25 protein-coding genes and 1 pseudogene are annotated in these 26,124 nt (G+C 70.3%); 9 read left to right on the top strand and 17 right to left on the bottom strand.

Going from position 1 to position 26,124, the window contains the following annotated elements; genetic code table 11:
* Positions 1-192, top strand: coding sequence for a hypothetical protein (locus ACFYPA_RS06835; RefSeq protein WP_389130203.1), 192 nt, complete (start codon positions 1-3; stop codon positions 190-192).
* Positions 193-205: 13 nt separating this feature from the next.
* On the opposite strand, the gene ACFYPA_RS06830 is transcribed toward ACFYPA_RS06835, so the two are convergent.
* The 10 genes and pseudogenes from ACFYPA_RS06830 to zapE form a co-directional block, all read right to left on the bottom strand.
* Positions 206-1,069, bottom strand: a complete 864-nt coding sequence (locus tag ACFYPA_RS06830; protein WP_359084397.1) for a polysaccharide deacetylase family protein — start codon at positions 1,067-1,069, stop codon at positions 206-208.
* Between the two features lie 87 nt (positions 1,070-1,156).
* The gene (locus tag ACFYPA_RS06825) at positions 1,157-2,584 is read right to left on the bottom strand and encodes a DUF6177 family protein (RefSeq protein ID WP_359318777.1); all 1,428 of its coding nucleotides are present in this window, start codon (positions 2,582-2,584) and stop codon (positions 1,157-1,159) included.
* A gap of 306 nt (positions 2,585-2,890) precedes the next feature.
* Positions 2,891-3,115: pseudogene (locus ACFYPA_RS06820) on the bottom strand (pentapeptide repeat-containing protein); the annotation flags it as partial.
* A gap of 29 nt (positions 3,116-3,144) precedes the next feature.
* Entirely contained in the window at positions 3,145-3,291 is a 147-nt protein-coding gene (locus ACFYPA_RS06815) for a hypothetical protein (RefSeq protein WP_359084396.1), read from the bottom strand.
* A gap of 529 nt (positions 3,292-3,820) precedes the next feature.
* Entirely contained in the window at positions 3,821-4,486 is a 666-nt protein-coding gene (locus ACFYPA_RS06810) for a pentapeptide repeat-containing protein (protein WP_359318764.1), read from the bottom strand.
* Positions 4,443-6,623 (bottom strand): hypothetical protein, encoded by a 2,181-nt coding sequence (locus ACFYPA_RS06805; protein ID WP_389130199.1) that lies wholly within the window; start codon positions 6,621-6,623, stop codon positions 4,443-4,445. The genes ACFYPA_RS06810 and ACFYPA_RS06805 overlap by 44 nt, the downstream gene beginning before the upstream one ends.
* Entirely contained in the window at positions 6,620-7,003 is a 384-nt protein-coding gene (locus ACFYPA_RS06800) for a DUF6507 family protein (protein WP_359355683.1), read from the bottom strand. Before ACFYPA_RS06800 ends, ACFYPA_RS06805 begins: the two co-directional genes overlap by 4 nt.
* A gap of 148 nt (positions 7,004-7,151) precedes the next feature.
* Complete coding sequence (locus ACFYPA_RS06795; RefSeq protein WP_359318956.1) at positions 7,152-8,525, bottom strand: alkaline phosphatase PhoX; 1,374 nt, start codon at positions 8,523-8,525, stop codon at positions 7,152-7,154.
* A gap of 256 nt (positions 8,526-8,781) precedes the next feature.
* On the bottom strand, positions 8,782-9,207 hold the full coding sequence (locus ACFYPA_RS06790; protein ID WP_359081683.1) for an OsmC family protein: 426 nt from the start codon (positions 9,205-9,207) through the stop codon (positions 8,782-8,784).
* 84 nt (positions 9,208-9,291) lie between these two features.
* Positions 9,292-10,386, bottom strand: coding sequence for a cell division protein ZapE (zapE, locus tag ACFYPA_RS06785; RefSeq protein WP_359318954.1), 1,095 nt, complete (start codon positions 10,384-10,386; stop codon positions 9,292-9,294).
* Between the two features lie 35 nt (positions 10,387-10,421).
* Here zapE and ACFYPA_RS06780 point away from each other — a divergent pair, with 35 nt between their 5' ends.
* The 4 genes from ACFYPA_RS06780 to msrB all read left to right on the top strand — a co-directional run bounded on the left by ACFYPA_RS06780 (position 10,422) and on the right by msrB (position 13,638).
* Positions 10,422-11,186: a pyrimidine reductase family protein gene (locus ACFYPA_RS06780; RefSeq protein WP_359081687.1), complete on the top strand. Its 765-nt coding sequence runs from the start codon at positions 10,422-10,424 to the stop codon at positions 11,184-11,186.
* A 149-nt stretch (positions 11,187-11,335) separates the two neighbouring features.
* On the top strand, positions 11,336-11,788 hold the full coding sequence (locus tag ACFYPA_RS06775) for an indole-3-glycerol phosphate synthase (RefSeq protein ID WP_359081689.1): 453 nt from the start codon (positions 11,336-11,338) through the stop codon (positions 11,786-11,788).
* Positions 11,789-11,828: 40 nt separating this feature from the next.
* The gene (gene murC / locus ACFYPA_RS06770) at positions 11,829-13,223 is read left to right on the top strand and encodes a UDP-N-acetylmuramate--L-alanine ligase (protein ID WP_359081691.1); all 1,395 of its coding nucleotides are present in this window, start codon (positions 11,829-11,831) and stop codon (positions 13,221-13,223) included.
* Positions 13,224-13,233: 10 nt separating this feature from the next.
* Complete coding sequence (gene msrB, locus ACFYPA_RS06765) at positions 13,234-13,638, top strand: peptide-methionine (R)-S-oxide reductase MsrB (protein WP_389130192.1); 405 nt, start codon at positions 13,234-13,236, stop codon at positions 13,636-13,638.
* Between the two features lie 42 nt (positions 13,639-13,680).
* Here the strand turns inward: msrB and ACFYPA_RS06760 are convergent, their stop codons facing one another.
* Both ACFYPA_RS06760 and ACFYPA_RS06755 read right to left on the bottom strand, forming a co-directional pair.
* Positions 13,681-14,142 carry a hypothetical protein gene (locus ACFYPA_RS06760; RefSeq protein ID WP_359081695.1) on the bottom strand — a complete coding sequence of 154 codons (462 nt, stop codon included), beginning with the start codon at positions 14,140-14,142 and terminating at the stop codon, positions 13,681-13,683.
* A gap of 96 nt (positions 14,143-14,238) precedes the next feature.
* Positions 14,239-16,698 carry a GTPase-associated protein 1-related protein gene (locus ACFYPA_RS06755; protein ID WP_389130189.1) on the bottom strand — a complete coding sequence of 820 codons (2,460 nt, stop codon included), beginning with the start codon at positions 16,696-16,698 and terminating at the stop codon, positions 14,239-14,241.
* Positions 16,699-16,997: 299 nt separating this feature from the next.
* On the opposite strand from ACFYPA_RS06755, the gene ACFYPA_RS06750 reads away from it, so the two are divergent.
* The 4 genes from ACFYPA_RS06750 to ACFYPA_RS06735 all read left to right on the top strand — a co-directional run bounded on the left by ACFYPA_RS06750 (position 16,998) and on the right by ACFYPA_RS06735 (position 21,497).
* Positions 16,998-18,959 carry a serine/threonine-protein kinase gene (locus ACFYPA_RS06750; RefSeq protein WP_389130186.1) on the top strand — a complete coding sequence of 654 codons (1,962 nt, stop codon included), beginning with the start codon at positions 16,998-17,000 and terminating at the stop codon, positions 18,957-18,959.
* A gap of 131 nt (positions 18,960-19,090) precedes the next feature.
* Positions 19,091-19,987, top strand: a complete 897-nt coding sequence (locus ACFYPA_RS06745; protein ID WP_359318950.1) for a LysR family transcriptional regulator — start codon at positions 19,091-19,093, stop codon at positions 19,985-19,987.
* Positions 19,988-20,137: 150 nt separating this feature from the next.
* Positions 20,138-20,872, top strand: a complete 735-nt coding sequence (locus ACFYPA_RS06740) for a hypothetical protein (RefSeq protein ID WP_359081703.1) — start codon at positions 20,138-20,140, stop codon at positions 20,870-20,872.
* Positions 20,862-21,497 (top strand): Fic family protein, encoded by a 636-nt coding sequence (locus ACFYPA_RS06735; RefSeq protein WP_389130182.1) that lies wholly within the window; start codon positions 20,862-20,864, stop codon positions 21,495-21,497. Before ACFYPA_RS06740 ends, ACFYPA_RS06735 begins: the two co-directional genes overlap by 11 nt.
* 246 nt (positions 21,498-21,743) lie before the next feature.
* On the opposite strand, the gene ACFYPA_RS06730 is transcribed toward ACFYPA_RS06735, so the two are convergent.
* From ACFYPA_RS06730 to ACFYPA_RS06710, 5 genes are all read right to left on the bottom strand, one after another.
* Entirely contained in the window at positions 21,744-22,157 is a 414-nt protein-coding gene (locus ACFYPA_RS06730; protein ID WP_389130179.1) for a hypothetical protein, read from the bottom strand.
* Positions 22,158-22,243: 86 nt separating this feature from the next.
* Positions 22,244-23,020 carry an oxidoreductase gene (locus ACFYPA_RS06725; protein ID WP_389130176.1) on the bottom strand — a complete coding sequence of 259 codons (777 nt, stop codon included), beginning with the start codon at positions 23,018-23,020 and terminating at the stop codon, positions 22,244-22,246.
* A gap of 255 nt (positions 23,021-23,275) precedes the next feature.
* Complete coding sequence (locus ACFYPA_RS06720; RefSeq protein WP_359081711.1) at positions 23,276-23,686, bottom strand: Rid family hydrolase; 411 nt, start codon at positions 23,684-23,686, stop codon at positions 23,276-23,278.
* A gap of 80 nt (positions 23,687-23,766) precedes the next feature.
* Positions 23,767-24,387, bottom strand: coding sequence for an L-threonylcarbamoyladenylate synthase (locus tag ACFYPA_RS06715; protein ID WP_359081713.1), 621 nt, complete (start codon positions 24,385-24,387; stop codon positions 23,767-23,769).
* A 160-nt stretch (positions 24,388-24,547) separates the two neighbouring features.
* The gene (locus tag ACFYPA_RS06710; protein ID WP_389130401.1) at positions 24,548-26,035 is read right to left on the bottom strand and encodes an MFS transporter; all 1,488 of its coding nucleotides are present in this window, start codon (positions 26,033-26,035) and stop codon (positions 24,548-24,550) included.
* Positions 26,036-26,124 lie beyond the last annotated feature (89 nt).

Raw genomic sequence — 26,124 nt, 5'->3', positions numbered from 1 at the left:
ATGAACGAACCCGCGCACGAGCCGTACTGCGCAACGCCGGCCGCTCCGACGCCCGAGACCGCCGCGGGCCCCCCGTACGCCGAGTGCGTGCTGTGCCGGAAACCGACCGAGTACGCCGAGTCCGTCAAGGGCATCACGCTCTGCCCGGTCTGTGAGTGGCAGGAGGCGCAGCGCACGGCCTGTTCCGGCTGAGGAGGCGCTGGGGTCAGCCGGCCATCAGCTCCGACACCTTCACGAAGCGGTACCCACGCTTCCGCAGCTCCGGAACCACCTGGTCCACCGCCTCGTCCGTGACCGGTGCCGCGCTGCGGGTGCAGTGCATGACGACCAGCGAACCGGGCTCCACCCCGTCCAGCACCTGCTGTGCCACCGCGTCCGCGTCCGTCGCGAAGGCGTCACCGCTGACGACGTCCCACTGCACCGCGGTCACCTTCTCCGGCGCGAGCGCCCGCAGGGCGGCGTCGTCGTAGCAGCCGCCGGGGAAGCGGAAGTACGGCACGACGTTGCGGGCCCCGGTCTTCCGGATCGCTCCGAAGGCCCGCTCCACCTCGCCGCCGATCGCCTTCTCCTCCAGGGTCGGCAGCCCGTAGCAGGGTGCGGTGAAGGCGTAGTGGCTGTAGGAGTGGTTGGCGATCTCGAAGAGCGGGTCCGTGCCGATGGAACGGGCCTGGGCGGGGTACTCCTCGGCCCACCGGCCGGTCATGAAGACGGTCGCCGGCACCTTCAGTCGCCGCAGCAGCGCGATGAGTCGCGGATTGTCGAAGTGCTCACCGGCGGCCGCGCGCGGCCCCTCGTCGGCGGTCATGTCGGCGTCGAAGGTGAGCGCCACGACCTTGTCCGTACGGTTCGGCCCGCGCTCCAGGACGGGGGTGAGGCCGGCGGGGCCGGGCGCCATGGTCGGCGGGCTCTTCGCGGACGGGGACGCGCTCGGGGGAGCGGCGGACGGAGCGTGGGCGGCAGCCGTTGTACGGTCAGCCGCCGTGGGCCGGTCGCCGTGCGAGCCGCCGGAGGCCCCACAGGCGACGAGCCCGCCTCCGAGCACCGCTCCCAGCACGGTCAAAGTCGTCATTTTCCGTACAAGATTGGTCACTCCCGGAAAATAGCTGATTAACCAACAGGGAACGGCCTGCGCCGTGAGGTGCCGTGAAGTGTTCGGCTAGGCGGGTGGCGCTCCACGGAGGTGCCGCATGAGGCGTTCGAGGGCCGCCCAGCTCTCGGCGGTCTCGCCGTCGCCGAGCGGGTAGTAGTAGCCCGGCCGGGCGTTCGAGCCCAGCCGAACGGGGGCTTCGTCGAGTGGCGTCCTGCTCGCGGTGTCGCGTCCGGCCTCCCGGACCTGCGCGGGGCCGAGCACGAAAGCGTACGGCAGTGGCGGGTGTTCGAAGCGGGGCGGGGCGCTCAGATCCCGGCGTGCCTCGCGCAGTTGGCACAGCATGGTCTGCAGGCCGTGACGGGTCACCAGTTCGTCGGCCAGCCCCGGCAGCGCGTCCAGGGCCGGCGTCTCGCCGGGCCCGTGGCCGAGGGTGAGGGTGACGTCCTCCTCGACGCCCTCAGGCGTCCGTATGACGCGCAGGGTGGCGACGGCGGGCCGGGCCGGGGTGCCGACCACCACGGTCCAGGTGGGCCGGGGAGCGCGATCGTACGCCAGCTCGGTCAACTGCCGCCGCGACCAGGGCAGACCGGCCGGTTCCGCCGTCCCCCAGCCTGCCGGCGGACCGCCGGTCAGTGCCTTCCAGGCCGCCTCCAGCGCGCCGCCGAGGACGAGGTCGTCGGTGGGGCGGTGCTGGGTGCGGAAGGAGACGATGAGCTGACGCTCACCGATGGTCCGGGTCTCGGTGAACGCGTCCGCCACCGGCGTCCGACCGTTTTCGGCCCGGTCGGGGGAGAAGGCGTCGTCCTGCCAGCGCAGCACCGCGCCGGTCAGCCCGTCGTAGTAGCCGCACCGTTCGTCCTGCACCACCCAGCGTGAGTCGGTGGACTCCAGGAGCGCGCGGGTGGGCAGGGAGAGGCGGCAGTGCGGTGGGGTGACGATCTGGAGGGACCGGCCGCTCTCCAGGGTGGCCCGCAGCGCCTCGGTGAGCCAGCTCGTCATGGGGACGACCGGCCGGTCCTGGAGGACGACGGCGGCCTTGTCGGTGAGCATGTCGACGGCGGGCTGAGCGGCGGCGGGGGCCGGTACGGCGCTGATGCCCGAGACGTCGACCGGGCGGGCGGCCCCGACGGTTCCGGGGGCGTCCGGCGGCCAGACCCGGCCGCCCAGCAGCATGGTCAGCCGGGCCGCGAAGGCGCCCGCGAGCTCCTCGGCCCGTGGCACACCCGCCGCGGCGCGGGCCTCGACCCACCACGCCGGCCCGTCGCCGGACGGCTCGGCGCCGGGCCCCAGCAGCCGGGCCGCCTCGCCCGGCACCCGGAGCATCAGCGGCACCTCGATCGAGACGAGCGGCCGGCCGTCGTCGTCGCACAACTGCACCACGGCACCCTCGCCGGCGGTCTCGACCCGCAGCTCGGGCCCGCCGGCGAGCAGGCCCGCCAGGACGCTCAGCGCGTCCGGCATGCGCTCGGTGAGCGCGATCACGTCCTTGGTCATGCGGTGTTCCTCTTGGTCGTGTGTGTCCGGCTGTTGTCTCGATGCGGGCGACGCGACCCGGGTACCTACCGCGATGTCCGGTACGGAGGAATCACCCGTACCCGTCCACCCCGCTGAGCGATCCACTCCTCGAGCTCCGCACCGGCCGGCACCCTGGCCGCTGCGCCGCTCATGACGTGTGATCGGCCCGAAAGCGGTGCCGGTCAGGCCGCGCACCACCGTGGCGTCGTCGACTTTGATCTCGAAGAGATTCTCTTCCAGGACAGCGTCGGACAGGTCGGCGCCCCTCATGTCGGCACCGGTCAGCGAAGCGCCGAGGAACCGCGTTCCGCGGAAACTTGCTCCCGACGCATCGACCTCGCACAGCGAAGCCCCGACCGGGTCGGCCCCGTCGAACCGCGCCGACCGGAGCACGGCCTCGTCCAGGTCGGGTTTGACTGCGTCCGCTCCGGTGAGATCCGCCCGGGTCAGATCCGCCGACCGCAGCCGGGCCCGGTACCGAACGCCGCGTCGGTCAGGTCCCCGAACCACGACCCACCTCGCGAAAGCGGACGCCGTAGTCAACCCGGGGGCATCGGCTGATCCGGCGCACCGTTGAGCAAATAGTCGTACATGGCTCCGAGGTAGGTTTGCAGGGTTTCCCTGTCAGGGAATTCGATATCGCTCAGCCCTTTGTACTCGGCCGGTCCGAAGGATTCGTCCGACATGATCTCTTGAATCCTGAGCGGATCAAGTCCACGTAGGAATCACTGAAGCTCAACAATGTGGGCCTCAACTCGCCTGTGATCTCGTACCCGCGCTCGAGATCAAGGTGCACTCGAAAGAAGTTCTTGAAATGTGAGTCCAACCGATCGTCCCGTCAATCCGGCACGAATTCAGGTGATGCGTGCGTCTCCAAGGGCTGCCTGGTCAGCGCTTGGACAGACCTACGGCGTTTGTCGGAGCGAGCACCTGAAGCTGCCCGCCGCGCCCATGGAGCCATGCCTCCAGCTCTGCACCTCCCACTTCGTGGGTGGCGCTGCTGACGGCGGTGATCGACCCGAAGACGGTGCGGGTCAGGCCGCGACCCACTGTGGCGTCGTCAACCGTTACCCGGAAGCTGAGGCCTTGAGCAAATTCATGAAGTATGGGCTCACTGGAGCCTCTTTGTGGACGGTGGTCGTACATCGAATTGGTGAACACTGTAAGCGTGATGCCCGGCTGGAGTGACTTCCTCGGCGGCGGAATCCAACGGGCCTACAGTGGCGTCGTGGGAATGACCTTTACCTGCCCGCCTCGCTCGGCGACCCATGCCTCGATTTCTGTGCCGGCCAACTCTCGGAAGGACTCTCCGCTGACGATGGTGATCGGCCCGAAAACGGTGCCGGTCAGGCCGCGCACCACCGTGGTGTCGTCGACCGTGACCTTGAACGTGTTCTGAAGCAGAACCGCGTCGGTCAGGTCCGCACCCCGCATGTCGACACCCTGGAGTGAGGCCCCCATGATCCGTGTCCCCCTGAAGCCGGCTCCCGACGCGTCGACTCCGTGCAGAGAAGCCTTGACCATGTCGGCGCCGTCGAGGCGAGCCGCCCGCAGCGTGGCGTCGTTGAGGTTCGCCCTGACGAGGTCGGCCCCGGTCAGATCCGCACCGGTCAGATCGGCGGACTGAAGGTCGGCGCGGTAGAAAGTCGCTCCCGCGAACCGCACACCTGCCAGGACTGCCTGGGTAAACCACGCTTTCGTGAAGTCGCCGCCCGAGAGGTCGGCGCCCCGGAAGTCGAGTTCGATGCCAAAGAGGCTGTAGCCCTCATCGGCGGCCCACTCCCGCAGTTGACGTGCTGCCTCAGGATCGGCTGGGAAGGCGGTCGGCTGCCAGCTTTTACGGGTACCAGATGACATGATCTCCCCAACCGTGACTTTCAACGATGCTCTTGATGCTGTCGATCGCCCCTTGATTCGCATTCCGGACGTCGACGATTACTATGCGCTTCTGTTCCACGATCTGCTCCGTGAACGTTTTGACCCACACCTGTGTGTGCTTGGCCGGGTTGTACGCGCCAGGGAACGGTCGTGCGAGCAGGTCGGCGTTGCGCACGTTATTGAATGGTGGCCAAAACGAATGGACACCCTTAATGTCATAGTACTTACCGGTGGATTCTGAATAGAATTCACCCTTGTCGGCCGCCTCCGGGCGACGGATATCGGCCGGGAGGCGTCCCTGCTCCCGCAGGTCGAGACCTACGCGAGCTTCATCCATTGAATCGTCGGTGATTTTACCCCTATGATCCGGGTCGTGCTTCAGGTGATCGAATTCGTCCGGAGCACGCTTCTCCACGTCTTCCAGATGGCCCCACTGCCCGGCCCGCTCCTCAGCCGTCAACTCCGGAAGGGGCTCGTTCGCACGCTCTCCGCCGGGGGTGGTCTCCGGGTGACTGTTGGCACCGGTGTCCGGCGTGTCGCCGGGGCCCTCGCCGCCGTTTGGGGAGTGCGAGCCGCCGCCACCGGGCGGAGTATGGGAGCCGCCGCCGCCCGCCGGCGGGTGCGCACCCGCCCCGTCGCCCGAGCCGCCACCGGTGGCGTGGTCCGACGCATGACCGACCGTGGACGGCGTGTTGTGCGGACCGCCGCCCCCTGAGGAAGGCTGGTCCACCGAGTTCTCCACACGCCCCGGCCCGCCCGCGCCTTCGAGGACCTTCTCCCGCTCCGGGACCGTCTCGTGCGTGCTCGACAGGTCGTTCTTGTGCGGCTCCGGGACCGCTTGGGTGTCGGGTACGGCGTTGCCGTGCTCGTCCCGGATGACCGCGTCGTCGCCGACTATGCGGGTGTTGCCCGCGTGGTCGACGTACGCCAGGCCGGGAGGCGTGGCCACCTCGCCCGGATGCGGTGAGGTCCCGGTCCCGGCGGGCATGGTGCGGGCCATGTCGTCCACGCCTGCACGGCTGGTTTTCAGGCTTTCCATGAGGTCGCCGACCTTGATCTTGGTGACGCCGGCCGCTTTGCCGAGGTAGGTCATCGGGTCGACGAGTGCGCCCGCCTTGCCCACCGCGGTCACCGCCTCGGCGCCCACGCCGAGCTTTCCGGCCTTGCCGAGCTTGAGCAGCGAACCCGAGCCGATGGTCACGGCGTTGAACAGGACCGTGCCGAAGGCGCGTGAGGGGTCCTTGCCCCACTCGTCCCACGCGACCAGCGACTTGCCGAAGTTGCGCAGGGCCGCCTTCTGCTTGTCGGTGTCGCTGTGGTCGACCGGGCCGAACATCTTGTCCATCGCCCAGTCGTACGGCGTCATGATGTACGCGCTGATGCCGCCGAAGACGTCGCCGATGCCCGACCAGGTCTTCTTGAAGTTGTCCCAGTCGAAGACGTTGACCATGCTGCCGAGGCCCTTGATCGTGCCCCAGACACCGTCGACGAAGAACCCCTTCAGCGCACCGCCGACATTGTCCTTCGTCCACTCCCACGCGGCCCGCAGCCCCGTGTACTCACGCTCGTCGACCGTCCCCCAGGGCGTCTCCCCGGCGTCCTTGACGTCGCTCTCCTTGAAGCCGTACATCCCGGCCTTGTGCGAGCCGTCGTCGACGACGAAGTGCGTACCGCCCACCAGAGCCGTGATCTTGTTCGCCGCGTCGCGCTCGACGCCCTGGAACGCCACCCACGTCGTTCCCACCTCGTGGACCAGGCGCTCGTTCTCGTCGATCTTGTCCTGGTCCTGCTGCCAGTCGTCGTCGTCCTTGTTGTCCGCGACGAACTTCGCCGCGTCCGCGCGGAGTTGATTCATCCTGTTCACCAGCGGACGGGCGGTCGTCGCGAAACTCGCCAGCGCGCCGCTGACGGACTCCAGCTTCGTCGCGAACGCGTCCGCCTTGTCCCGCACAGGAATCGTCGAGTTGAGCAACTCCTCCTGCTCCGGCGCGTCATAGACCGGGTCCAGCGCCTGGAACGCTTCGTGCACGTCCTTGCCCGTACCGCGGATACTGGATGCGGTCGTCTTCAGCGAAGCCGCATGCGTCTCCAGCGTCTCCAGGTCGCCCGTGAAGGTCGGTATCTTCCCCAGATCGATCACTTCTTGGGGCCCTTCATCTCCTCCGGCGTCGGTGCCTTGGAGTACTGCTCCTGCTTGTTCTTCGCCATCTCCAGGTCACCCTTGAGGTACTCCTCGGTGGCCAGGCGTGCCCCGGTCATGGACTTGCCCGTCCGGACCGGGAGGAACTTCACGTCGTTGTTCGTGTGGAGCTGGAACTCCTGCAGCGCCTGCGCCACCGGCCCGAACGCGCCCCCCTTGGGGATCTCGGTACCGCCCAGAACCATGGTGCCCGCCGACGTCGCCGACCCCACCAGCCCGTCGCCGTACGACGTGAACTCCGCCTCGAACTCACCGGCGGCCTCAGCCGTCTTGCTCAGGACCCCCCGAACACCATCCGGCTTGATGTCCCACTTGGACACAACGCCCCCCGTTCCACCGTTCTGCAAAAACGATTCTTGTACGCCACGGCGCACCCTCGCCATCCTGCACCGGCAGGCCGGGTTGATCAAACCCGTAGTTGCCGTTCGCAAAGGGAGAGCGGGGTGCGCCGCCGCCGTACTCAGCCGGTCAGCGCCACGGGCCGGTCACCGCGAACGTCGTCCCCGGCGTGTAGCAGTTGACGAACATCGTCTCCTGGTCCGGCGCGAACGTGACTCCGGCGAACTCGCCCCACTCCGGCTCCTCGGCCGTCCCGATGTTCTGCCGGCCCCGCGCCATGGCGTACACCTCGCCGCGCCGCGTCAGACCGAACACGTGCTGCGCCCCGCCGCCGTCCTCGCACACCATGAGTCCTCCGTCGGAGGCGAGACAGATGTTGTCCGGGGACTCGCCCGGCAGCTGGATGTCCGTGTCCGGGCCGAACGCGATGACCAGTGTCAGCCGCCGCCGCTGCGGCTCGTACCGCCAGACCTGCCCGAAGTGGTCGGCGGCCGACCCCTCCGCGCTGTGCGCGAAGCTGGAGACGAAGTAGACCGAGGAGCCGCCCCAGTAACAGCCCTCCAGCTTCTGGCCGTGGGTGATGCCCTTCGGCCCGAAGTCCTGGAAGCGGATGGCCGTTTCGGCGGCCAGCGGGTCCGGTACGGGAACCCACTCGATCCCCTCGAAACTCGTCCCGGTCTCCTGGACCGCGGAGAGGTCGGGAACCCCCGGCACCCGCATGGCCTCCAGCCGCCCGCCGGCCCGCAGCGAACCGGTGCCGCCGAGCGGCTTCTCCGGGAGGAAGCGGTAGAAGAGACCGAACGGCTTCTCGAACGCGTCCTCGGTCTCGTACACGATCCCGTTGCGCGGATCGATCGCGATGGCCTCGTGCTGGAAGCGGCCCATCGCGGTCAGCGGTACGGCGCCGGTGCGGTGCGGATTCGCGCCGTCCACCTCGAAGATGAAGCCGTGGTCCTTGGTGTAGCCGTTGGTGCCGGCCTTGTCCTCGGTCTCCTCGCAGGTGAGCCAGGTGTCCCAAGGGGTGCGGCCACCGGCGCAGTTCACCGCGGTGCCGGCGATGGCGACGCGTTCGCCGAGGACGTGGTTACGGCCGTCGAGCTCCAGGGCCGTGCAGCCGCCCTTGCCCATCGGGTCGTACGTGAGCCCCTTGACGGTCGGCACGGGGATCGCCGCGTCGACCCGGTTCTCGTGGTTGCGTACCAGTTGGACGTGCCCGCGTCGGCCCGCGAAAGCGGCCATGCCGTCGCAGTGGCTGGGGACCGGCCCCTCGCCGGAGCGGAGCGGGTCGCCCTCCCGGGACAGCACCCGGTAGCGGAAGCCCTTCGGGAGATCGAGGAGTCCGTCCGGGTCGGGCACCAGCGGGCCGTAGCCCGCGTGGCCCCGGGCGGCGGCCGTTCCCGCGAAGAGTTCGGAGAAGGCCCCGGTGAAGGCGATCGCGGCGGCGGCGCCGCTCGTGGCCAGAACCTGACGGCGTGTCGCGGAAGGTCGAGATGCGGTTGACATGTGGCAACTCCCTGTTGGCGGACAGGTGACATGGCATTGTCAAAAGCAGGCCTGCCCGTTCGAGGCCCTCGGTGAACGTTGTCACGGCGGACTGGCCGGTCCTGCCCCGACGCTCCGGGGCAGAAGGAGACGGAAAACCGATCCGCCGACGTCGTCGCGGGGAAGAAGGTGAACACGACTGGGCCGGTGCCGGACCGGACAGCACTGTCCCCGGGCGGCAGGCGCCGGCCCGGGGACAGTGGGGGAGCGGGAACGATCAGGCGAGCGAGGCGCTCAGTGTGATCGTCGTGCCCTTCAGCGCCTGGCTGACCGGGCAGTTCGCCTTCGCGTCCTCGGCCGCCTTGACGAAGTCCGCCTCGTCGAGACCCGGGACGACGCCCTGGACGGTGAGGTGGATCCCTGTGATGCCGGTGCCCGGCTGGAATGTGACGTCGGCCGTGGTGTTCAGCTCGGTCGCCGGGTTGCCGGCCGTGGCGAGACCGTTGGAGAGCGCCATGGAGAAGCAACTGGAGTGGGCCGCGGCGATGAGCTCCTCCGGGCTGGTCTTCCCGTTCGCCTTCTCCGCGCGGGACGGCCAGGAGACCGGAAACTCGCCGATGCCGGAGGAGTCGAAGGTGACGACGCCCTTGCCCTCGAGCAGGTTGCCTTCCCAGACCGTGTGCGCCTGACGCGTGGTAGCCATGCTGGTTCCCTTCAAACGGAATGCGCGGTTGTACGGGGGTGGCGAGGCACTCCGTCGTGCCCCACCGGTGTGACGTCCCCGAACCTACTGCGCCACCAGCCCCTTCGCGTCACGCGCCAGCGCCGTGAGCCGCGAGATTGCCCGGAAGTACTTCTTCCGGTACCCGCCGTTCAGCATCTCCTCGCTGAACAGGCGGTCGAACGGCATCCCGGACGCGAGTACCGGAACCTCCCGGTCGTACAGCCGGTCGGCGAGCACCACGAGTCGCAGCGCGGTCGACTGGTCGGGCACCGGCTGCACCTCGGTGAGGCACACCGCCCGGATGCCGTCCGTCAGCGCGCCGTACCGGCTCGGATGGACGCGGGCCAGATGGTCGAGCAGTGCGGGGAAGTCGTCCAGGCTGGCACCCTCGGTCGCGTACGCCGCCCTGGTGACCTGCTCCTCGGAGTACGGGGGCGGGGCGTCGGGCAGGCCGCGGTGGCGGTAGTCCTCGCCGTCGATGCGCAGCGGGCGGAAGTGCGAGGACAGCCCCTGGATCTCGCGCAGGAAGTCGGCCGCGGCGAAGCGGCCCTCGCCGAGCTTGCCGGGCAGCGTGTTGGAGGTCGCGGCGAGCGCCACCCCGGCCTCGACCAGGCGGCTCAGCAGCGAGGAGACCAGCACGGTGTCGCCCGGGTCGTCGAGCTCGAACTCGTCGATGCACAGCAGCCGGTGCCCGCTCAGCGTCCGCACGGTCTGCTGGAAGCCCAGCGCGCCCACCAGGTTGGTCAGCTCCACGAAGGTGCCGAAGGCCTTCAGTGAGGGCGCGGCGGGCGTGGCGTGCCAGAGGGAGGCGAGCAGATGGGTCTTGCCGACGCCGTAGCCGCCGTCGAGGTAGACCCCGCGCGGCCCGCTGGGCGCCGCGGCCTTCTTGGCGCCGAACCACTTGCGCTTTCCGGCGCCGCTCGCGTGCGCCCCGCCGAGCCCGGCGGCGAAGTCGGACAGCACCTTGACGGCCTCGACCTGACTCGGCTGGTTGGGGTCGGGGACGTACGTATCGAAACGCACCGAGTCGAAGCGCGGCGGCGGCACCATCTCGGCGACCAGGCGGTCGGCGGGAACGCGCGGCTCGAGGGCGCACAGGGACAGCGGGGCCGTTTCCGCTATGGGGCTGGACCCCGGCACGGCAGTGGAGGAGGACACGACCGCCAAGCTTAGGCCGTGCCAGACTGCGGAACATGCGACGCCTGTTCCCTGTGACCGACCTGACAGCGGCCGACGACCGAGGCGAGTGGAGCCTGGACGCCCTGTCCGACGCCTACGCCTACCCCGAGACCGACGGCCCGTGGCTGCGCGCCAACATGGTGTCGACGCTCGACGGCGCCGCCCAGCACGACGGCCGCTCGCAGCCGATCTCCTGCGAGAGCGACATGCGGATCTTCGGCACCCTGCGGGGTCTGGCCGACGTCGTGATCGCGGGCGCGGAGACGGTACGGCTGGAGGGCTACCGCCCCGCGCGGGCCCGCGAAGCCTTCGCCGCGCGGCGTGCCGAGGCCGGGCAGGGGCCCGCGCCGGCGATCGCCGTCGTGAGCGGCAGCCTGGACCTGGACTTCTCGCTCCCGCTCTTCGTCTCGCCCCTGGTCCCGACCCTCGTGCTCACCGGTGCGGGCGCGCCGCCCGACCGGATCGAGGCGGCCCGCAAGGCGGGCGCCGACGTGGTGATCGCGGGGGAGGGCTCCCGTGTGGACCCGGCCCGCGCGGTGCGGGAACTGGCCGGTCGCGGGCACCGGCGGCTGCTGACGGAGGGCGGGCCCCGGCTGCTCGGCCAGTTCGTGGCGGCGGGGGTGCTGGACGAGATCTGCCTGACCCTGGCGCCCATGCTCACGGCCGGGGACGCGCAGCGGATCGCGGGCGGTCCGTCGGTGGCCGTGCCGGAACGATTCGCCCTGGCATCCCTGCTGGAGGAGGCCGGGTTCCTCTTCTCTCGGTACCGTCGGATCTGACAATCGGCGGAATATCCCGTTCCGGTTAGCGTTCGGTGGGCAGAATGGATCTCGCAGACCCCGTGCGAGCACGGGGAAGGATGGTTTCAGCAGTGACCGGCGACGGCCACTGAAGCAGAAGGGCCACTGTGGTGTTCACCAGCGTTTTGATGATCGAGAAGCCCCTCACTTCCGAGGACGTCGAGTTCGTCACCACCCTGCACGGGGAGGATCAGATCTCCTTCGTCGTGCTCATGCAGCCACGTGGTGACCAGGCGGATGTGCTGTTGCGGGCCATCGACGACCTGGCGATGGGCGAACTGAAGGAAGCGGCCCGGGAGAGCGAGGAGCCGGAGGGGAAGAACGCCAGACAGTCCGCCGAACTCGCGCTGGAGGTGTCCCTGGAGGCCCTGCGCCAGGCCGGCTCGGAAGCCGTCGGACAGGTGATCGAGGACCACCCCCTGGACAAGCTCACCTCCGTCGTCGACGAGGCGGAGGCCGACGAGGTCATCGTCCTCACCGCGCCGCACTACGTGGAGGAGTTCTTCCACCGCGACTGGGCCTCCCGTGCCCGGCACAAGGTCGGCGTACCGGTGCTCAAGCTCTTCGCGCACAGCGAATAGGCTGGGAGCCCCTGACCGCACCACCCTGGGAGACACACGCATGGCACCCGGTATTCCTGCCGCCATGGAACGACCGCACTTCATCGGCATCGGCGGCGCCGGAATGTCGGGCCTCGCGAAGATCCTCACCCAGCGGGGTGCGAAGGTCGCGGGCAGCGACTCCAAGGAGTCCCCGACGGCCGAGGCACTGCGGGCGCTGGGGGCGACCGTCCACATCGGGCACGCCGCCGGGCACCTGGCCGACGACGCCACGTGCGTGGTCGTCTCCAGCGCCATCCGCGACGACAACCCGGAGCTCGTGCGCGCCGGGGAGCTGTCGATCCCCGTCGTGCACCGCTCCGACGCCCTCGCGTCCCTCATGCGGGGGCTGCGGTCCATCGCCGTCGCGGGCACCCACGGCAAGACGACCACCACGTCGATGCTGGCCGTCGCCCTCACCGAGCTGGGCCTCGACCCCTCGTACGCGATCGGCGGCGACCTCGCCGGCCCCGGCACCAACGCCACGCACGGCGAGGGCGCGATCTTCGTCGCCGAGGCCGACGAGAGCGACCGGAGCTTCCAGAAGTACGACCCCGAGGTCGCGATCGTCCTCAACGTCGAGCTGGACCACCACGCGAACTACGCCTCGATGGACGAGATCTACGACTCCTTCGAGACCTTCACCGGCAAGATCGTCCCCGACGGCACCCTGGTCATCTCCGCCGACCAGTCCGGGGCCGTCGAGCTGACCCGCCGGGTGCGCGACCTCTCCGCGCTCAAGGTCGTCACCTACGGCGAGTCCGAGAACGCGGACGTACGCGTCCACAAGATCACCCCGCGCGGTCTGACCAGCGAGGTCACGGTCGTCCTGAACGGGAAGTACCTCACCTTCACCGTCTCCGTCCCCGGCCGCCACTACGCGCTGAACGCGGTGGCAGCCCTCGCCGCGGGCGTCGCCCTCGGCATCCCCGCCCACAACCTCGCCTCGGCCCTCGGCAAGTACACCGGGGTCAAGCGCCGCCTCCAGCTCAAGGGCGAGGCGGCCGGCGTCCAGGTCATCGACAGCTACGCCCACCACCCCACCGAGATGACGGCCGACCTCGAAGCGATGCGGGGTGCCGCCACCGACGCCCGCATCCTGGTCGTCTTCCAGCCCCACCTCTTCTCCCGCACCCAGGAACTCGGCACCGAGATGGGACAGGCCCTCGCGCTGGCCGACGCCTCCGTGGTCCTCGACATCTACCCGGCCCGCGAGGACCCGATCCCGGGCATCACCAGCGCGCTGATCATCGACGCCGCACAGGCCGCCGGCGCCGACGTCACCGCCGTGCACGACAAGACGGGCGTCCCCGGGGTCATCGCGGGAATGGCGAAGCCCGGCGACCTCGTTCTCACCATGGGAGCGGGCGACGTCACGGACCTCGGCCCGCAGATCCTGGACCACCTGTCGAGCTGAGGGAGCCACCGTGCCGTACGACATCGAGAAGCCGGACGAGCAGTGGCGGGAGGAGCTTTCCCCCGCCGAGTACGCCGTCCTGCGCAAGGCGGGCACCGAGCCGGCCTTCGTCGGCGAATACACCGACACCAAGACCACGGGCGTCTACTCCTGCCGCGCCTGTGACGCGGAGCTGTTCCGCTCCGCCACGAAGTTCGAGTCGCACTGCGGCTGGCCGTCCTTCTACGACCCGAAGGACACGGACGCGGTCGAACTGATCCAGGACCGCACCCACGGCATGGTCCGCACCGAGGTCCGCTGCGCCCGCTGCGGTTCGCACCTGGGCCACGTCTTCGAGGGCGAGGGCTACCCGACCCCTACGGACCAGCGGTACTGCATCAACTCGATCTCACTGAAGCTGACCCCCGACGCCTGAGCCGTCGGTACGCGGTGCGCGGCACGAGGACTGACGCGGGCGTCAGTCCTCGTCCGGCGTCTCCGGCTTCAGCAGCGGGTGCACCACACCGGGGAAGACCCGCGCCCGCACGACCGACTCGGCCGAGCCGCCCTGGATCACGGTCTCCGCGACACCCCAGGGCCGCCCCGGAAGCCGGACGATCAGGGTGTACGAGGCGGAGCAACCGGTGCACTCGTACCGGTCGACCCACGTCTCCACGTCCGTGGCGCTGCCCGGGTACCGCGCCACGTGCCGGTGCCGGGCGTGGCACCGCTCGCACGTCTCTCCGGGCTCGCACGTGCCACCGCAGGGGCACGGCACGTCGAGGGAGTCGGCCGGGCGCCAGCGCTGCGTGAGGACGGCGTCACGCGTGGCGCCCATGTCCTTCATCGCCTTGAGATTGCGGGCGGCCACGTTGTACGACTCACCGGTCGCCGCCATCCGGTCGCGGATCACGTCCTTGCGCCCACGGTTCGTCGTCATCTGTTCCTCCTGGGGTTCACGCAGCCCGCCAGGAGGCCCACGAGATCGGTACGCCCCAAGGTACCCGGCGCACGGTGCCCCCGACGACTCGCGCCTTCACGCCCGCCTCACCCGGCCCGCGATCTTCCGGCCGATCCGGCCCAGGGTGCCCCGGCCCCGGCGGTTCCAGTCGTGGAATGCCTCCGCCCGGTTACTGCTCCCCGAGCGCCCCACGGCCTCCTCCACCTCCGCGACCCCGTCCGCCGAGAGCTTGCGCACGGCGGGCCGCAGCACCTGCTCCAGCAGGGCGTCAGCGGTCCGGCTCCACTCCGCACCGGCGTGCGGATGAGCGGTCCAGACGGCGAAGCAGTCCGCGGCGTACGCCGGTTCCGTCTTCAGCCGGGCACGGACCCCGGCCCCGCGCGCGGCCCGCTCGTACGCGGCCACGAGATCGGCGTCGCCGCTGTGCACGAGGGCGTACAGCTCGGCCTCCGGCCGGTCCGGCGCGAGCAGCCGCGTGGCGAGGGCCCCGAAGGCGTGGCCGAGCACCTCCGGCTCCACCGGCTCGGCGTCCTTGCGCAGCGCGCGGGCCCGCTCCGCCCACTCCGGCGCCGCCGTGTCGGACCGGATCTCGCGGGCGAACTCCAGGAGCATCAGCGCCCCGCGCTCCCGGCCGCCGATCTCCTGGGGGAAGCCGCGCAGCAGGTCGTGGGCGAGCTCGGGCGCCTCCTCGTCGGTGGCGGGCGCACCGAGTGCCGCGGCGACCAGGTGCGACCACGTACCGGCCGTCCGGTGGGCGTCGGACGTGGCGGCCTCCAGCAGCAGCCGGCCCTCGGCGGTCGTCATCGCACCTCCCTCCGCGCCCTCCTCCCACACCAGTCCCACGGCCGTCCGCAGCACCAGCGGCTCCGCGAACGGCGACATCCCGGCGGCCCGCAGTACCCGGTGCACCGCACCCACACGGTCCGCGCCGCAGCCCGCCTTCGCCACCGGCGCCTCGGCGCACATCCGCAGATGCGGCAGCGACTGGGTGCCGGTGAACGGCAGCGGCACCCGCCCCAGCAGCCGCTCGACACCCGACGGGTCCTGCGGCGCGACCCGGTCCAGCGCACCGAGCAGCGCCGTACGGACGTCGAACTGCTCGTCCATCAGCTCCAGCAGCGCGGGCGCCCAGCCCGGCTCGCCGTCCCCGGGCTCCAGCAGCGCGGGCGCGAGTCGGCGGACGACCGAGGGCAGCAGGTCCGCACAGTCCACGCCGAGCAGCCGGGCCACCCGCAGCAACTGCACCGTCCGGGCCACGTCGAGACCGACACCCGCGCCGTTCAGCTCGGTCAGGATCTCCGGGCCCAGCACCGAGGCGACGGCGGCGCCCTCGGGACCGCTGAAGGCGGTGCGTCCCGGCAGTTCCACCGAGGCGTTGCCGCCGCGTACCGCCTCCGTGACCAGCATCGCGGCCAGCGGGGTTGTGGTCGTCGAGGGGGAGCGGCCGTCGAGCGCGGCGAACAGTCGCCCCGCCGCGTCGAACTCGGGGCCGGTGCGGTCGTCGACCCCGGGCGCGGTCAGCGCGTCGACGAGCTGCCGGGTCCGCTTCGCGTCCAGCGCGTAGGGCCGCTCGGCGGCCCACCCGGCGGCGGCGGCGCGCCCGCCCGTGCCCAGCGCGATGCCCGCGCACAGCGCCGTCACGGCCAACGGCCCTGCCGCGAACGGCTCGCCGGGCAGCTCGGCGGCCTCCCGGAACAGCTCCGGCGTACGGCTGCGCCAGATCCGGGCCGCCGTCTCGGCCCACGCGTCGGCCACGGTCCCCTCCGGACGCGGCCCGGTGCAGGTGTGCACGTGGAAGCCGGGGCCGGTCAGGTCGTGCGCGTCCTGCGGGAGCGCTCCGACGACCCGCTGCGGGGCACGTCGCGGGTGGCGGCTGTACGTGGTGAACGTCAGGCGCTCGGCGAGCCCGTCGGGCAGCGCGACGCAGGCCAGCGCGATCCACCGGGCGACGTCGGCGCTCTGCCGCTCGACGAGCACCACCTGACCGGCGGCGTCCTGCTCGCACAGCCGGCGCAGATCGGCCAGGACACCGGCGAGCCAGGGGCCCCGGGAAACGGCGAAGTCGTTGAGCCCCTCGCGGTCCCGGGCGTGGCCGGTGGCGGGCAGCGCGGCGAGCGGGTCGGGCAGCGGTCGCTCGGGCGTCGTGGCCGCCCAGCGGGCGGACCGGCAGGCGGTGATCGGAAGTGTCCCGCCCGGCAGCCGGGCCCCGGCCGGGAGATGCACCGCGTGCGCGTGGAATCCCACGGCGGAGCCGGGCGTGGGGCGGACCGCCACGGTCCGGGCCAGCAGATGACTGCCGTCGGAGAGCACGCTGAAGCTGAGCGCCTCGGGCAGCGCGCGCAACGCGGCGTCCGCGAGCCCGTGCTCGGTGCCGGTGGGTGTCTCGTACGCCAGGAGCGGCCCCGCCTCGGTGAGCACGGACGCGGGTATCGCGGCGTCAACCGCGCTGAAGCGGGCCCGTATCGGTTCGGCCTCGCCGGTTCCGGGACCGTCCCCGCCGGTTGCGGAGGTGTAGTGCAACTGCGCGAGGCTCATGCGTCGGCTCTCTTCGTCCCTGCCGTGAAGGTCCCCCTGCCACCCGCACCCGCCGTCCCGTGGTGGCAGCGCCGTCCCGGCAGAGCGACGACCCCGGCGGGGAGTGTTCCGCAGTCGCTGGGGCGACGCTATCAAGGACCGGTGTGCCCTTGGGGGTCGAAGGCCGGGCTGGAGCGCCGGGGCGCCGGCACCCACCGGCGCGGTGGTCACCGACCGGGCAGCGGTTGGCGATTGCCGAGCCGTAAGGGGGTGGTCGCAGCCGATGTCAAGGCCCGCGTGGCGAGCTGACGGTCCCTCTAATGTTGCTCACCACATCGACGTACACAGGGGGCCGGATGCACAGCGAGGGACCGACCGGAAGCGGCACGGGTGACGGCACGGGCCTGGTCATCGCAGGCCGCTACCACCTGCGACGCCGGCTCGGGCGAGGCGGGATGGGAGTCGTCTGGGAAGCGTTCGACGCCAGCCTGGACCGGAAGGTCGCCGTGAAGGGCCTGCTCCACCCCGGAGCCGTCTCCGCCGGGGCCCAGGCGGAATGGGTGAGCCGCGCACGCCGTGAGGCGCGGGCCATTGCCCGGATCGGCCACCCGAACGTGGTCGCGGTGCACGATGTGATCGAGGACGGCAACCAGGTCTGGATCGTCATGGAGCTGCTCGACCCGCGCTCCCTGGCGGACCTGTTGCGCGAGCAGCAACAGCTCTCCGTGCCGCACGCGGCACGGGTCGGCCTCCAGGTGCTGCGCGGACTGACCGCCGCCCACGAGGCCGGGGTGCTGCACCGCGACATGAAGCCCCACAACATCCTGTTCCGTTCCGACGGGCGCGCCCTGCTCATGGACTTCGGGATCGCCACCTTCGAGGGCGCCGTGCAGGTGACCCGTACGCACGAGGTCATCGGCACCGCCCAGTACCTCGCGCCCGAACTGCTCACCCGCGACCCCGACCGGCCCCACCCCGCGTCGACGGCGTCCGACCTGTGGGCCCTCGGCATCACGCTGTACGAGATGGTGGAGGGACGACGGCCCTTCAACGGGCAGAGCAGCTATGAGATCTGGATCGCCGTACGCGATTCACCGGTGCCGCCCATGCGGTACGCGGGACCGCTCACCGCGCTCATCGAGGCCCTGCTGCGCAAGGACCCCGGTCAGCGCCCCGTCGCCGCCGAGGCCGAGCGGATGCTGCGGGAGGTCACCCGGGACTTCGGCGGGCTCGACACCCCGGCCGCAGGCCGCCCTCCCACCGAACCGGCTGCCGGGCCAGGAGCGTCCGCTCCCGCGGAACCGGTGATCCGCCCGCCCGAGCGGTCGCCCGAGCGCCGCGGTCAGGGCCGGTGGAAGGTGCCGGTCGCCGTTCTCTGTACGGCATTGCTCGCCGGAACCGGATGGTTCGTGTGGGGGCGGCCCGACGATTCCCCGGCGAAGAGCGGCGGCGCAGCGGACAAGAACATGACAGAACCGAGATACAAGGACACGCACACGGCACTGTGGTTCGGGGTCAAAGCCGATCAGCCCGGACTGAGCGAGAAGACCGGGAACTCCTACGAGGGCTTCGAGATCGACATGGCCAGGGAAATCGGCCGCGAGATGGGATACAGCACGGATCCGGAGAAGAAGGAGATCCGCTTCTATCCCGTGACGTCCAGCACACGGGCACCCATGGTGACGACCAAGGACAGGGTCGACCTCGTGATGGCGACGTACAGCGTCGGCGAGGAGCGGAAGAAGAGGGACGGAGTGGAGTTCGCCGGCACGTACTTCAACCCCCTCGGTGCGCTTCTGGTCAAGAAGGACAACTACAAGGACATCAACAGCCGGCATGACCTGAAGAACGACAGGAGCGCGGAAGTCTGCACGGCGGCAGGATCGACGTACGAACAGTGGATCAGGGACGAGGGGGTGACGGCCGAGAAGAACTACCCGTCCGGTTACGAGGAGTGCGCCCAAGAAGTCACCACCAGGGGCAACAACGTGTACGCGATGGCTACGGATGACGTCATCGTCGCCGGATACGCCAGCAAGTTCGGCAACACGAAGATGGTCGACACGTTCGACGGCGGAGCCGAGGGGTACGGCGTGGCGCTGGATCCCGCCGAGAAGGGCCTCAAGAGGGAGGTGTGCCGAGCCCTGTCGAAGATCATGGAAAGGCCCGACGGTGGGCTCTCGAAGTGGATGGAGCTGTACGACAAGCACCTGAAGCCCCTGATGCCTGATGAGTACAAGGTGGAGGAGCCGAAGCTGACGGAGTGCGCAGGGCAGCTGTAGGGCTCGGCGTGCTGTCGGAGTCCGACGGGCCCGGACCGGCCTCCACCGGGTCGGAACGGAATATCCGAGGCACCTCCTGCGATGTACCGGCAGTCAGTACACCAATGACCGCGGGGAGGAAACGGGAGCTCATGAGCCTTCGCCAGTTCGAGTACGCCCTGGCCGTTGCCGAGGAGGGCTCGGTGACCGCGGCGGCGGAGCGGTTGCGCGTCGCCCAGCCCTCGGTGTCCCAGCAGATCCGCGGCCTGGAGCGGGACCTCGGCGTGGAACTGTTCGACCGCACACCGGCCGGGCTCGTGGCCACAGCCGTCGGCCGCGCGTTCCTGCGGGAGGCGGAGGTCGCGGTGAGTGCGGCGCGGAAGGCACGGGCGACGGCGCGAGCCGGGGCCGACGAGCTGGTGGGGGAGTTGGTGGTCGCGGCACAAATGGGCTTCGGTACGCGGCAGTTTCCCGGCGCGCTGGACACGCTGCGGCGCCGGTTCCCACGCCTGGAGGTGACCGTCTTCGAGGAACCGAGCTCCGCGGAGCTGGAGCGGATGTGCCGCCGAGGGGTCCTGGACCTCGCCCTGATGGCGGCGTGCGAGCAGACCCCCGCCGACGCCCACCACCTCGGCCACGAGGAGTTCGTCGTGGTGCTCGGCGCCGGCCACCGGCTGCTCGCCGCGGACCGGGTCGACCTGCGTGAGCTGGCGGGGGAGGCGTGGGTGAGGTTCGACCGCGACAGCGCGCTCGACGGCGTGCTGCTGGGCCTGCTGAAGGACAACGATCTGGCCCCGGCCACGGCCGCCCGCGTGTCCCAGACCGCGACGGCCGTGCGCTGGGCGGCCCACGGGCTGGGCGTGACACTCGTACCGGCCTCCGCGGTGCCCCACGGCCACGAGCACCTCGTCCGACCGGTGTCCCCGCCCGTGTCCCAACCCGTCATCGCGGTGCTCCGGCAGGGCGCGGGCCCGGGGGAGACGGCCCTGCTGGACCTCCTGCGGCGGGAGACCTGGACCGAATCGGCTTCCTACGCGCCGGTGTCCTGACGGGGCGGGGGAGCGGAACCTTTTCACGGTCTCGGGACCGGCGGGGGCGGCAGCACGCTGCGATCGGGCGCGCATGGCAGCGGGTGCGCAGTACGAGGTTCTCACCGGGTGCTGCCTTCAATTCGAGTGACGAAGCCCCGAACCTTTGGCATGATCGCTCAGTTGTCCTGCCCTACGCGGTTCTGGAGGAACATCACGGCCACCAACTACGATCTCGCGCCGGCCTGGCTGCCGTGGTCTGCCGCCGACCCCGACCGCATCGCCTTCGCCTGGGACGAAGTTGAGGCGTCCGAGATCACCACGGTGATTGCCTCGATGGTGCCTTCCGACGGAGCCGCGCGGCAAGAGAAGTGTCGCTTCATCACCGAGGTAACGGCGCTCCTGGCGGCCCGATACGGTCGGTGGGCCTGCGGATGGGATTGGGCGGTGGGCGAGGGCGGACGAGGTGGTGTCGTGACCAGCTGGTGCTGCGACGCCCACTCCGTGGGCGAGCCGGCAGTAACGGCTGCCAACGTGGTCGCGTCGCTGCTGGAGTGGCGTGATTGGCTGGAGGAGCTCGCGGAGCGGTTCGAGCAGTTGGCCCCGCCCGCCGGAGCGGACACCGAGGCACGCAGCTGGCACCTGGAACGGGCGGCTACCCGACTCGTGACCGTGGTCGTGGACCGCACGGGTGCCGAGTGTGGCTGGTACGGGCTCTGCCGCACGGTGTTGACGTGGTTCCTGTCTTCCACGGGCACGGGGCCGGAAGGCGCGAAGGACGCGGTCGACGCCGCGATCGGTGGTCGGTTCAAGAGCTGGACCGTGCCGTCGCGGACCCTGATCGACGCGGTGGGAGAAGATCTTGCCGTAGATCTGACCGGAGTGCAGCCCTACCGTGACCACTGACGCCCTGGCTGCCTGGCTCCAGGTCAGGGGCCGGACCGACTGGTGTTCCGCGGCCGGACGGATATCGGACCCGGTCGATCCCGTCGTGGACGGCCTCGCCACCTGGTGCGGTGAGGGAGGCCGTCCTTCCGACCTCGCCCGTGGCCGTCGATTGCTCGCGGCGCTGGCTCGCTCGCGCGTGGATGCCTCCCACAGGCACCCTCTCACCTGCACGCTTCTCGCTGGATGGCAGCAGCTGGTCCTCGGCATGCCCGAGGTCCGGTTCCGGCAGGGCGACGCCTTCGCCAAGGAGGGCCGCGAACGCTACGCGCTGACGGCGCACACCGAGCGCGACTTCGAACAATGCCTACGGGAGAGCGCCGATCGGCGAGTTCCCCTGGCGTCCCGCGCGGCCAGGGCCTATCTGGACGTGCTCTTCTTTCATCCCTTTCCGGACGGTAACGCCCGCCTCGCCATGCTCACCCTCGCCTACGTCCTGCAGTCGGAGGGGGTCCGGCTGGATCAGGTCGGCCCCTTGCAGACCACGCGCTACGCGGACGACGCCGCCGGGGCGGCAGACCTGGCTGTCCTGGTCTTCATCCTCATCCGCTCGACCCGCCGGCGGGCCACCCGGCTCCGTCACTGAGGGGGCGGCCTTCCTCAGGCGCAAGGGCTGGGCTGCCCACCTTCCAGGACACCGCCGGGTTCCCCTTCGACCGGGAGGCCGAAGGGAAGACCGGGGCCGGCAGGAGCGCACCCTGGAACGGCGGCCCCGACGGCAGCCAGTGGCTGTTACCCGTCCCACGGGCCCGGCAACTCGCCGAGGAGAACCGGCGTCCTCGCGACCGACTCGCCCGCGTACTCGCCGGACAACGAGCGGAGAGACCCACCCTTATGTGTCTCGTTCGACTTCCGCGATCGCCCCCCGCGTCCCGTCCTGGGCACCACCGTCGAAGCCGCTCCGCGGCCGGCTCCGCATACCCCAGCGGGCAAGTGACGGGCCGGCAGCACCCAGCGCCGCGAAGAACACCGCGAGCAGCAGCCAGCCCGCAGTGCCGAGGCCGAGTACCACCGTGATGAGGATCGCGGGGGCAAGAGCCTGGCCCGCACTGAAGCCGAGGCCGAGGAGACCTTGGTACTGGCCATGAGCATGGTCGGGGGCGAGGCCGAAGCCGAGGGCGAAGCCCGCCGAGGACTCCCAGACCTCTCCCAGGCTATGGACGAAGATCGCTGCCAGGACCAGTCCCGCCGCCACCCAGACAGGGGCGTACGCCGCCAGACCCATCATCGGGCAGCTGACGCTCAACTGATAACAGCTGTGCGAAAAGCGGTGACGGCGCCTCACTTGGCGCCGCCACCGCTCTTCTTCCTGCGCTCCGGAATTCGGAGGAATCAGCTTCTGGGGAATTCACCGCCGTCCACGGTGAGAATGTTCCCGGTCACCCAGCTCGCCCGGTCGGACACGAGGAACAGCACCGCGTCGGCGATGTCATCGGGCCGGCCCACACGCCCCAAGGGCACACCGTTGTCGTCCGCGCCCGTGCCGGGGACCATACGCGCCCACTCCTCCCGCGTCGCTTCGCCGCCCGGGGTCTCGGTCCTGCCGGGGCTGACGATGTTGACCCGGATGCCGGAGGACGCCAACTCCAGGGCCAGCCCCCGGCTGTAGTTCTCCAGTGCTGCCTTGGCCGCCGTGTAGTGCAGGAACGGCGGGGGAGTGAACGGGGTCGCGGCCGAGGAGACGTGCACGATCGCCCCCGAACCCCGCTCCCGCATCCCCGGCGCCAGCAGCGCGTCCAGCCGTACGGAGGCCAGGTAGTTCAGGTTCAGTTGGTCCTGCCACTCCTCGTCGGGAATGTCCGCGGTCTGCCGGAACGGCCCGGCCCCACCCGCGTTGTTGACCAGGATGTCCACCCCGCCGAGCACCTCCTGCGCGGCGGCGGCGATGGTCTCCGCACCGGCTCGTGTCCGCACGTCGGCCTCCACGAAGGTGACGCCGTCCGGTACCGCGCTCGCCGCCGACCGGGCCGTCGTGAGCACCTCGGCCCCTGCGTCGCGGAGTTGGCGCACGATGGCCGCTCCGATTCCGCGGGAACCGCCTGTGACCAGGGCTCGCTTTCCGGCGAGTTCGCGTGTGCCCGATTCGTTCTTCGTCGTGATCGTGGTCATGCCGCTGGTCCTCTCGGGAATGTCGTACGCGTCCGCTCGACGGAAGTGGAACGCGTCGTCGTCGAGCTGTTCCGACGTTACGGCCGGGAGAGAATGCGAGGCAAAGACCAAAGAGCAGTAGCGGCTATAGGGGATTCCTATGTCCTCTCGCGCCTGCGTGCCCGGGGACTTGGGGCCCGGGCACGCAGGGCGTGCGCTCAGCCCTGGACCGCGTACGCGACGAAGTGCGTCCAGGCGGTGGGGGCGACCGGCGCGTCAGGCGTCGAGGACGGCGGCGACGGATTCGATCTCGACGAGCTGGTCGCTGTAGCCGAGCACGGTGACGCCCATCAAGGTGCTGGGAACGTCATGGTCGCCGAACGCGTCCCGGACCACCTTCCAGGCGGTTCCCAGGTCCTCCTGGCGGGTGGAGGCGACGAGCACGCGGGTGCTGATGACGTCCTCCAGGGACGCGCCCGCGTCCTTGAGCGCGGTGCGCATGTTCTCCAGGGCTTTCGCCGCCTGGCCGGCGTAGTCCCCGATCGCCGCCGTCGAGCCGTCCTCGTTCAGCGGGCACGCGCCCGCGAGGAAGATCAGCCGTGCCTCGGCGGGGGCCGTGGCGGCGTAGGCGTACTCGGCGACGTCGGACAGGGCGGCGGAACGTATCAGTGTGACGGCACGAGGCATGACCGGTCAGGTCCTCCGGGGTCGAGGCGGCAGGGAGCGGGGGCGGCGGGCCGGGGCGTGGGCCCGGCCCGCGGGCCCGTTTACTCGAAGCGGGAGGGGTCGCCTGCTCCGCGTCGTACGATCTCCAGCTCGCCGCTGGAGAAGTCGATGACGGTGGTCGGCTCCGTACCGCAGTCGCCCGAGTCGACGACGACGTCCACCTCGTGGTCGAGGCGCTCCTTGATCTCCCAGCCCTGGGTCATCGGCTCCTCCTCGTCGGGCAGGAGCAGGGTGCTGGAGAGCAGCGGCTCGCCGAGCTCCTCCAACAGGGCCTGGACGACGGCGTGGTCGGGGATGCGGACGCCGACGGTCTTCTTCTTCGGGTGCAGCAGCTGACGCGGCACCTCCTTCGTCGCCGGAAGGATGAAGGTGTACTGGCCGGGGGTCGCGGCCTTGATGGCGCGGAACACGTCGTTGTCGATCTGTACGAACTGCCCGAGCTGGGCGAAGTTCTGGCACATGAGCGTGAAGTGATGACGGTCGTCGAGATGGCGGATCGTGCGGATGCGGGAGATGCCGTCGCGGCTGCCGAGCTGACACCCGAGCGCGTAGCAGGAGTCCGTCGGATACGCGACGAGTGAGCCGGAGCGGATGCTTTCGGCCACGTTGGTGATGGTGCGCCGCTGGGGATTTTCGGGATGTACGTCGAAATACTTCGCCATCCGGCGAGTCTACGGCCGGGGCGGTGAACGGTTCGAGGCAAAGGCGGGTTGTCCTGCCCCTGGAAGGGACAGGACAACCTTTTCGGGTGGTGGGGCACCGCTCAAACCTTTTCGGCCATGGCGGGCCGCCTCAGGTCACCTCGGGGCACCGCACGCCATGTCAGGCCTTGGCTGCGGTGACCTCGGGCATCGCGGGCTCCGCGCCGAGCGGGTCCTTCAGCGCCGATGCACGTACGGGGATGAGGACGGCGATGACCGCCGCGGCGAGGGCGACGCCGCAGCCGATGAGCATGGCGGCGCGGAAGCCGGCTGCCGTCGTCAGGGCGTGGCCGCCGAAGTCGGTGGTCATCTGGGCCATCACCACGCCGATGACGGCGGCGGCGAGGGAGCTGCCGATCGAGCGCATCAGGGTGTTGAAGCTGTTGGCGGAGGCGGTCTCGGACTGCGGCACGGCACCCATGATGAGCGCGGGCATGGCGCCGTAGGCGAAGCCGACACCGGTGTTGCAGACGAGGGTCACCACGAGCAGGCTCCAGGTGGAGCCGCCGTCGATCATCGGTACGGCGAGGCCGTAGCCGAGGGAGATGATCAGCGCGCCGATGGCGAGGGTGACCTTGGGGCCCTTGGCCGCGGAGACCTTGGCGCCGACCGGCGACATGATCATCATCATCAGGCCCGCGGGGGCCATCCACAGGCCCATGGCGAGCATCGACTGGCCCAGGCCGTAGCCCGTCGCCTCGGGCAGCTGGAACAGCTGGGGTACGACCAAGGACTGGGCGTACATGGAGAAGCCGATGAGGATCGAGGCCGCGTTCGTCAGGAGGATCTGAGGGCGTGCGGTGACCCGCAGGTCGACGAGCGGGTCGGTGGTGCGCAGCTCCCACCGGCCCCAGACGAGCAGGACGAGGACCGAGGCGCCGAGCAGGCCGAGGGTGGTGCCGCTGCCCCAGCCCCAGTCGGCGCCCTTGGAGACGCCGAGGAGGAGGCAGATCAGCGCGATGCCGAGACCGATGGCGCCGAGCACGTCGAAGCCCTGTGAGGTCTTGCCCTTCGCGTCGCCGGGGACGAGGAACCAGATCAGTGCGCCGATGGCCAGGGACAGCGCGGCGACGACCCAGAACAGGACCCGCCAGCTGGAGTTCTCGGCGATGGCCGCGGCGAAGGGGAGTCCGAGCGCGCCACCGACGCCCATGGACGCGCTCATGACCGCGATGGACGACCCGAGCTTCTCGGCCGGCACCACGTCACGCAGCAGGCTGATGCCCAGCGGCACCACGCCCATTCCGAGCCCCTGCAGTCCCCGGCCGACGATCATCGGGACCACGGAGGAGGACAGGGCGCAGACCACCGAGCCGGCGATGAGCGGGACCAGGGAGGCGAGCAGCATGCGCCGCTTGCCGAACATGTCGCCGAGGCGTCCGGCGACGGGCGTGGCCACGGCGGCGGCGAGGAGCGTCGCGGTGATGACCCAGGAGGCGTTCGACGAGGAGGTGCCCAGGATCGCCGGGAGCTCCGCGATCAGTGGCACCACGAGGGTCTGCGTGATCGCGGCCACGATGCCCGCGAGGGCGAGGATGCCGACAACACCGCCGGAGCGGGGTGCGGGCCGGGATGTGTTCACGAGTGCTCCTGTAGCTCTGCCGGGCATAAGTGATTGCATCATGCATTTGCTGTGCACGGTACACTAGAACTGTATTATGCACATCCAGTGCATGATGCATACCTGTGGTATATATG

Source organism: Streptomyces sp. NPDC005775, from assembly GCF_042871565.1.
Classification (GTDB): Bacteria; Actinomycetota; Actinomycetes; order Streptomycetales; family Streptomycetaceae; genus Streptomyces.
The sequence above is the reverse complement of the archived record's forward strand: the minus strand, read 5'-3'. Positions and strand labels throughout refer to the sequence as shown.

What these genes read in the sequence shown, in the direction of transcription:
- ACFYPA_RS06750 (WP_389130186.1), top strand. Translation starts at nt 16,998, where the DNA reads ATGTTGCTCACCACATCGACGTACACAGGGGGCCGGATGCACAGCGAG.
- ACFYPA_RS06825 (WP_359318777.1), bottom strand. Translation starts at nt 2,584, where the DNA reads ATGACCAAGGACGTGATCGCGCTCACCGAGCGCATGCCGGACGCGCTG.
- ACFYPA_RS06775 (WP_359081689.1), top strand. Translation starts at nt 11,336, where the DNA reads ATGATCGAGAAGCCCCTCACTTCCGAGGACGTCGAGTTCGTCACCACC.
- ACFYPA_RS06720 (WP_359081711.1), bottom strand. Translation starts at nt 23,686, where the DNA reads ATGCCTCGTGCCGTCACACTGATACGTTCCGCCGCCCTGTCCGACGTC.
- ACFYPA_RS06790 (WP_359081683.1), bottom strand. Translation starts at nt 9,207, where the DNA reads ATGGCTACCACGCGTCAGGCGCACACGGTCTGGGAAGGCAACCTGCTC.
- ACFYPA_RS06725 (WP_389130176.1), bottom strand. Translation starts at nt 23,020, where the DNA reads ATGACCACGATCACGACGAAGAACGAATCGGGCACACGCGAACTCGCC.
- ACFYPA_RS06795 (WP_359318956.1), bottom strand. Translation starts at nt 8,525, where the DNA reads ATGTCAACCGCATCTCGACCTTCCGCGACACGCCGTCAGGTTCTGGCC.
- ACFYPA_RS06745 (WP_359318950.1), top strand. Translation starts at nt 19,091, where the DNA reads ATGAGCCTTCGCCAGTTCGAGTACGCCCTGGCCGTTGCCGAGGAGGGC.
- ACFYPA_RS06740 (WP_359081703.1), top strand. Translation starts at nt 20,138, where the DNA reads ATGATCGCTCAGTTGTCCTGCCCTACGCGGTTCTGGAGGAACATCACG.
- ACFYPA_RS06755 (WP_389130189.1), bottom strand. Translation starts at nt 16,698, where the DNA reads ATGAGCCTCGCGCAGTTGCACTACACCTCCGCAACCGGCGGGGACGGT.
- ACFYPA_RS06780 (WP_359081687.1), top strand. Translation starts at nt 10,422, where the DNA reads ATGCGACGCCTGTTCCCTGTGACCGACCTGACAGCGGCCGACGACCGA.
- ACFYPA_RS06760 (WP_359081695.1), bottom strand. Translation starts at nt 14,142, where the DNA reads ATGACGACGAACCGTGGGCGCAAGGACGTGATCCGCGACCGGATGGCG.
- murC (WP_359081691.1), top strand. Translation starts at nt 11,829, where the DNA reads ATGGCACCCGGTATTCCTGCCGCCATGGAACGACCGCACTTCATCGGC.
- ACFYPA_RS06710 (WP_389130401.1), bottom strand. Translation starts at nt 26,035, where the DNA reads ATGCCCGGCAGAGCTACAGGAGCACTCGTGAACACATCCCGGCCCGCA.
- ACFYPA_RS06830 (WP_359084397.1), bottom strand. Translation starts at nt 1,069, where the DNA reads ATGACGACTTTGACCGTGCTGGGAGCGGTGCTCGGAGGCGGGCTCGTC.
- ACFYPA_RS06715 (WP_359081713.1), bottom strand. Translation starts at nt 24,387, where the DNA reads ATGGCGAAGTATTTCGACGTACATCCCGAAAATCCCCAGCGGCGCACC.
- ACFYPA_RS06815 (WP_359084396.1), bottom strand. Translation starts at nt 3,291, where the DNA reads ATGTCGGACGAATCCTTCGGACCGGCCGAGTACAAAGGGCTGAGCGAT.
- ACFYPA_RS06835 (WP_389130203.1), top strand. Translation starts at nt 1, where the DNA reads ATGAACGAACCCGCGCACGAGCCGTACTGCGCAACGCCGGCCGCTCCG.